The organism is Dietzia sp. Cai40, assembly GCF_014145165.1.
Classification (GTDB): Bacteria; Actinomycetota; Actinomycetes; order Mycobacteriales; family Mycobacteriaceae; genus Dietzia; species Dietzia natronolimnaea.
Window position 1 is genome coordinate 1 of the sequence record NZ_JAALEB010000165.1, and the last position, 2,911, is coordinate 2,911.

Below are 2,911 nucleotides of genomic sequence, written 5' to 3' on the forward strand. Positions count from 1 at the left end.
GGCCTGGCCGCCCTCAGCTCCCACCGGACCGGTCGCCCTCTGGCCGCGCTGGCCGGCGTGGTGCTGCTGGTGGCGATGCTCGACCCCGCCACCGCGACCGGGGCCGGCTTCGTCCTGTCGGTCACCGCGACCGCCGCGCTCGTGTTGTTCGCCAGACCCGTGGCCGTGCGTCTGCGTCGCCCGTGGATGCCCGCCACCATCGCGGACGTGCTGGCGGTCTGCGTGGTGGCACACCTGGCCACCCTCCCGGTACTGGCGGTCACCGGGTTGGAGACGGGCCCGTGGGCGCTGCCCGCCAATATCGCGGTGGCCCCGGTGGTGCCTCTGGTGACGGTGCTCGGGACCGCCGCCGCGGCCCTCGGGCCGGTGTGGGAGGACGGGGCCGTCGTGCTGGCGTGGGCGTGCGCCCCGGCGCTGTGGTGGCTCGAGACCGTCGCGGACGTCGCCGTGTCCCTGCCGGGTTCGCCCGACGTGGCGCCCGGGTGATCCCGCGCCTGTGGTGACGGACCTGCGTGGCACGATGTCGGGTGAGTACGACGACGAGGAGCGCCCATGACACCCGGTTCTTCACCCGGCCCGCTGCATCTCGTCCTGGGCGAGGACGAGTTCCTCACCGAGCGCGCCACCGCCGGTGTCGTGGCGGCCGTGCGGGCAGCGGCTCCCGCGGGGGAGGATCCGCCCGTGGTCTCCCGCCTGGGGGGACCGGAGGTCGGTGCACCGCAGCTGTTCGAACTGCTCTCACCGTCGCTGTTCGGCGAGGCCCGGATCGTGGTGATCACCGGTGCCGCGGAACTGGGCAAGGACGCCCAGGCGGCGGTGATGGGGTCCGCCGTCGACCTGCCGGACCAGACGGTCACGGTGGTCCAGCACACGGGCGGGGGTCGGGCCAAGGCGCTCGTACCGGACCTGCGTAGGGCCGGTGCGCAGGAGCACGCGGCCGGCAAGCTCTCCCGCCACATGGACGTGGTGGGATTCGTGCGCTCGGAGTTCCGGGGTCTCGACGTCCGGGTGGCCCCCGAGGCGTGTGAGGCCCTGGTGGAGGCGGTGGGCACGGACCTTCGGCAGCTGGCGTCGGCGTGTGGCCAGCTGGTGGCCGACACCGGGGGGAAGGTCGACGTCGAAGCGGTGCGCCGCTATCACTCCGGGGTCGTGGGGGTCAGCGGGTTCACCGTGGCCGAGCGCGCGGTCACCGGGGATGTGGCCGGCGCGATCGAGGCGCTCGAATGGGCCATGCACACGGGGGTCCCGCACGTCGTGTTGGCGGACGCTCTCGCGGACGCCGTGAACTCGATCGCCATGGTGGGCACCCAACGGGGCACCCCGCCGGCCGAACTGGCGCGGCAGGGCCTGCCTCCGTGGAAGGTCAAGAAGGTCACCGCGCAGACCCGGTACTGGTCCATCGACACCCTCGGCAGCGCCCTCCAGGTGGTGGCCCGCCTCAACGGCGAGGTCAAGGGGCAGGCGGAGGACACCTCGTACGCGCTCGAGCGGGCGGTGCGGGAGGTGGGGTCACTGGCCGGCGTCGCCTAGAACGCGACGAGGGCCCACCACGCGCACTCGATCGGTGCGGGGGTGGGCCCTCGGAGCCTCATCGCGGCGGCGAACGACGCGGGGCTGTGCTCCCCGACTGGGGGAGCGGGTCGCCTCAGAGCGCGTTGACGGCCTTGGCGAGCGACGACTTCTTGTTGGCGGCCTGGTTCTGGTGGATGACACCCTTGGTGGCGGCCTTGTCGAGCTGACGCGAGGTGGCGACGAGGAGGGCGCCGGCCTTGGCCTTGTCGCCGGCCTCGGTGGCCTCACGCAGGCTGCGGATGGCGGAACGCAGAGACGACTTGATCGACTGGTTGCGGAGACGGTTGCGCTCGTTGGTGAGGTTCCGCTTCTTCTGGGACTTGATGTTTGCCACTGGTCACACCTTCGGTCGTGTGTCGACGGCTCCGCGGGGGATCCGGTCGATCTGATGTCATGTCTCTAGTCCGCTCGAACACGCGCAATGCGATCCGGTGGACACCGACGACCCACTTTACCAGCGGCGGCGTCACCGGCCAAAACGCGTGACGGGTGGGCGAGCACCCGGTCGGGCCCGTGTCGGGCTGCCCGCCACCACCGCCCGTCAGCGCCAGCCGTAGTCCGAGCGCAACCGGTCCGCGACCCGGTCGAACGTGGCGCGGGAGCAGACGGCCCCCTCGCGTCGGATGCCCTGTTCGGGCACGTCCAGCACGCGGTCCAGGCGGACCCAGCTCGGTCGGCCCTCCGCGTCCCACGGTCCGGTGCCGAGCCCGAGCCACCCCTCGTCGTCGTCCCGCCTGTCCTGCGAGGAGAGCATGAGGCCGAGCAGTCGATCGCCGTCGCGGCCCACCACCAGGACCGGACGGTCCTTCCCGCGTCCGTCGGCCTCCTCGAACTCGACCCACGTCCACACGATCTCTCCCGGATCGGCCCGACCGTCGAGGTCGGGTGCGTAGGAGACGGTCCGCGCGCGACTCGACGTGGGCACGGTCCCGGACGTGGTGGGTCGTCCCGCCCCCACGGCCCCACGCGGCGCGGCGGAGGTGATCCCGCGATCCTCGAGGCGCCGACGCACCTCGAGGGCCACCGTCGGTCCGTACTTGCGGCTCATCCGGGCCGCGGTGCGACCCATCCGGGCCCAGTCGATCGCCATGTCCGCCAGGGTAACGGCATCTAGGATCCCGGTTCATGGACATGCTCTTGGCGGTGGTGTGGGCGGACGACCCGGAACGTGCCGGGCCCGACGCCTCCCGGCTGCGGTCGGACATCGCCCGGGCGGTGGACGGCCCGCTCGCCGACCTCGGGGTGACCGAGTACGTGGTGAACGTCCGCGACGAGGCGGTGGCCGGCGCGATGATCGACGTGCAGGTGACCCCGCGGCCGGTGCTCGCGGCGGTCCGCG

Annotated in this window: 4 protein-coding genes and 1 pseudogene; 3 read left to right on the forward strand and 2 right to left on the reverse strand. The window is 72.8% G+C overall.

The window, feature by feature from the left end; all coding sequences use genetic code 11:
• Both G6022_RS07135 and holA read left to right on the forward strand, forming a co-directional pair.
• Positions 1-486: ComEC/Rec2 family competence protein (locus G6022_RS07135; RefSeq protein WP_182691265.1), on the forward strand; the 486-nt coding region annotated here is incomplete at its 5' end.
• Between the two features lie 66 nt (positions 487-552).
• The gene (holA, locus tag G6022_RS07140) at positions 553-1,530 is read left to right on the forward strand and encodes a DNA polymerase III subunit delta (protein WP_182691268.1); all 978 of its coding nucleotides are present in this window, start codon (positions 553-555) and stop codon (positions 1,528-1,530) included.
• Positions 1,531-1,645: 115 nt separating this feature from the next.
• On the opposite strand, the gene rpsT is transcribed toward holA, so the two are convergent.
• Both rpsT and G6022_RS07150 read right to left on the reverse strand, forming a co-directional pair.
• Entirely contained in the window at positions 1,646-1,906 is a 261-nt protein-coding gene (rpsT, locus tag G6022_RS07145; protein ID WP_179524952.1) for a 30S ribosomal protein S20, read from the reverse strand.
• Between the two features lie 207 nt (positions 1,907-2,113).
• Positions 2,114-2,662, reverse strand: a complete 549-nt coding sequence (locus G6022_RS07150) for a type II toxin-antitoxin system PemK/MazF family toxin (protein ID WP_182639854.1) — start codon at positions 2,660-2,662, stop codon at positions 2,114-2,116.
• A 35-nt stretch (positions 2,663-2,697) separates the two neighbouring features.
• Between G6022_RS07150 and G6022_RS07155 the strand changes: the two are divergent.
• Positions 2,698-2,911, forward strand: a pseudogene (locus tag G6022_RS07155) (hypothetical protein); the annotation flags it as partial.

What these genes read in the sequence shown, in the direction of transcription:
- holA (WP_182691268.1), top strand. Translation starts at nt 553, where the DNA reads ATGACACCCGGTTCTTCACCCGGCCCGCTGCATCTCGTCCTGGGCGAG.
- G6022_RS07150 (WP_182639854.1), bottom strand. Translation starts at nt 2,662, where the DNA reads ATGGCGATCGACTGGGCCCGGATGGGTCGCACCGCGGCCCGGATGAGC.